This window comes from Neobacillus drentensis, from assembly GCF_036962765.1.
Classification (GTDB): Bacteria; Bacillota; Bacilli; order Bacillales; family Cytobacillaceae; genus Neobacillus; species Neobacillus drentensis_C.
On the sequence record NZ_JBALOS010000027.1, the window covers coordinates 91,883 to 94,929 of the forward strand.

The 3,047-nt window shown below is 38.5% G+C and carries 1 protein-coding gene; it reads right to left on the bottom strand.

The genetic code is table 11. The features are described 5' to 3' along the window. Positions 1 to 65 precede the first annotated feature (65 nt). Positions 66 to 2,891 (bottom strand): transglycosylase domain-containing protein, encoded by a 2,826-nt coding sequence (locus V7137_RS04765; RefSeq protein WP_335696994.1) that lies wholly within the window; start codon positions 2,889 to 2,891, stop codon positions 66 to 68. Positions 2,892 to 3,047: the final 156 nt, after the last annotated feature.

Consider the following 3,047-nt stretch of genomic DNA (forward strand, 5'->3'; position numbering starts at 1 on the left):
AACAGAGCCAAATAAAAAACAAAAAAACCCTCACCGAAACATTAGATTTCGATGAGGGTTTTTGGTTATGGGGTTGTTGTAGGATCGGTCGGTACAGTTGGTTGAGATGGAACATTTGGGTCATTTGGTACAACTGGTATAGTTGGATCTGTTGGTAAGATGACCCCAGCATCGACAAGATTCGATGGGGCTGACTCCTTGCCGGCAATATCAACTGCCGTTACATAATAGGAACCCGTACCGACTTTTAATGATCGTTTAGAACCATTAACCACACTGCCTACTTTATTAGCGCCTTGATAGATGCGGTAACCGACAACATCATTATCCGCTGATGCTGACCAGGTTAAGGTGTTTCCTTTTGCTTTTAAGCTAACACTATCAGGATTCTTTCCGTTATCAAACATTTTAGCGGTAGAAACTAGAACTTTCCCCCATCGATCCTTCTGTGGAATCAGTTGACTGTAATTATGGAAATTACTTCCAACTATTCGTTTAATAAAATCTGGATTCAAGATTAGGCCAAATTGGGAAAACTCTTTTGGCGTGGAATCTAAGGCCAAATATTTTCTGTCGCCTACCGTCACATAGCTTCCTTCAATTAAGCTATCATCCACTTTAGTTGGTACATTATTGACATTAAAGTAATCACTTTCAATTAAACCAGCATTTGAACAAGCCGCTGATGGAAGCATTCCTGAAACAGCACAATAAGAGCGTTTCACGATTCCCTTTGGCATTTTAAATGATTTCTTTGGGGCAATTAGATCCGGTTTAATTTTATATGCGGCGTTCATTAACTTTGCCCATAAGTTATTGGTCCGTGCACTATAAGACATTCCTGATGTCTGGAGCGATTTTGGTGTATCATACCCTCTCCAAAGACCAAAGGTGACATTAGGGTTTGAAGCTACGAACCAGGAGTCAATATATTGATTTCCTGTTCCTGTTTTTCCAGCCCAGTCGGCACTAAAGTTTAATTGGCTTCTAACTCCAGCTGCAGTCCCCATTTTAACAACGTCTCGCATCATATCAATGGTTAAATAAGCTGTTTGTGGTTTAAAAACTTTAACTGGCTTTACTTGATGCTGATAGATGACTTTGCCATTTTTATCAACAATTTTATCTATCATATAGGCATCAATAAATTTTCCTTCATTAGCAAAGGTACTAAATGCGTTTGTATTTTCTTCAATTGTTACCCCATTAGTCATTGAACCAATGGAAGTAGCTAGATTTGTATAATCGTCTTTTCTTAATGAGGTAAATCCCATTTTTTCAAGATACTTGGCAGGCCTTTGATCAACGATACTCTTGTAAAGTTTAACAGCTGGTACGTTATAGGATTTTGCCAGAGCATATCTTGCAGAAACCAGCCCGCTGTAGCGATAGTCATAGTTTTGCGGCCAAGGTGCACTACTGCCGGGATTTAGACTTAACGCTACGTTTGGCAGCGGCGTGCCTGGAGCTGCTTTTCCTAACTCAATCGCTGGTGCGTACACTAGAAGCGGTTTCATGGTTGAACCGTTTTGCCTGATGGCACTGGTTGCGTGATTAAGCTGTTGATCATCATAATTCCTTCCAGCGACAAAACTGATAATCTTTCCAGTCTTGTTCTCGATCAGTTCCGCCCCAACCTCGGCCGGTTCCATAACTGTTTTGATTTCTCCAGTTTCAGGATCCTTCTTTTCCTGTGGTTTATCAGGTCCGTAATATTGATAGTTATCCTTTACCTTTTGCATGGCATCATATATTTTTTTGTCAATCGTCGAATGAATTTTGTACCCATTTTGACGCAAAGCATTTCTAGCTTGGATTTGATACTTATAAGCTAGATTATCATCAGTTTTTAACTGTTTCTCAGTAATCCCGTCATCTTTAGCTAAGACAGTAGTCAAAACTTCAATAGAACGCTTTTCTATTTCAACTGTTAGCCAAGGGTATTTTTCGAGAGGGTTTGCAACCGGCTTAATAAAATCCTTTTTAATATCGTAGGCAGAGGCCTCCGCATATTGTTTTTGATTAATATAGCCACCGTCAAACATTCTCTTAAGGACGGTTTTCATTCGTGTAAGACCTGGTTCAAGATAATTTGGTTCTTTGATTGTACCTTCTCTTGTAAAAGGAGTATATCCGAATGGGCTCTGAGGTAATCCTGCAATGAAGGCTGCTTGTGGAAGTGTTAATTCACTCGCCTTTTTACCAAAGATTCCTTTTGCCGCCGCTTGGACACCGGCAATATTTCGACCAGACGAATTTCTACCAAGTGTAGATACGTTCAGATATGCTTCCAAAATTTCCTTTTTATCAAAAAATTTCTCTAATCGAAGGGCAAGTAATATTTCACTTGCTTTCCTTTGAAAAGAAACTTCATTTGTTAAAATTTGATTTTTAATTAATTGTTGAGTAAGTGTACTTCCGCCTGATTGAACTGCAGAGTTTGTCACTTCTTGGAAGATAGCACGAAATACTGCTTTTGGGACCACACCTTTATGCTTGTAAAAATATTCGTCTTCTGTTGCAACAACGGCGTTCACTAGATCACCGGATACATCATCTAGTTTTACTTCTTCCCGTTCTAGGTCAGTATGGAGTTTACCAAGATATTTATTATCTGCAAAATATAATTCAGATGTTTCTGTATAGTTATAGATATCTTTTTTCATGCTATCATAGGAACGGACAGGTTCATCTTTTACGAGTGAGGCAAAGTAACCAGCACCCACTCCTGTCGCAAATGATCCGCCTAGAATGACGACTGTTAATACAAGTAGAAATAAGTTCCATACAACTTGATATGTGATTCGTGCACGTTTAACTGTTCGTTTATGGGTAAATATGTTCAGTACGGATTTTGCTTTTTCGATCCATGCTTGTAATTTATCAACCATCTATAGTATCACCTCATCTAAAATCAAGTCCATTATAGCATAACAAAGGTATAAAAACTGACAAAGTTCTACATTTATCTGAAATTTCCAGTTGTGTTTGACAAGGAGCTGGATATATGGTAAAAAAAGCTATACATTAATTTAATAAGGCTCTTT